At 70.5% G+C, this 275-nt stretch carries 1 pseudogene; it reads right to left on the reverse strand.

Features of this window, described 5'->3' with window-relative positions:
• Window positions 1-275: pseudogene (locus tag A9Z05_RS37605) on the reverse strand (LLM class flavin-dependent oxidoreductase); the annotation flags it as partial.

Below are 275 nucleotides of genomic sequence, written 5' to 3' on the forward strand. Positions count from 1 at the left end.
AGCCGTCGCCGGCGCCCGCGTCGTGCCAGCGGATCAGCTCGTCGGCGACGTGCTCGGCCGTGCCGATGAAGTTCGGGCGCGGCGTCGCGACCGCGAGCGCGGTCTCGCGCAGCGACAGGCCCTTGCGCTTCGCATCGGCCTTGATGCGGTCGGTGGTCGAGCGGAAGCTGTTGCGGCCGAGGTCGCCGAGTTCCGGGAACGGCGCGTCGAGCGCGTACTGCGTGAAATCGTGGTGATCGAAATAGCGGCCGAGGTACGCGAGCGCCTCGTCGATC

The organism is Burkholderia sp. A2, from assembly GCF_001729305.1.
GTDB classification, from domain to species: Bacteria; Pseudomonadota; Gammaproteobacteria; order Burkholderiales; family Burkholderiaceae; genus Burkholderia; species Burkholderia sola.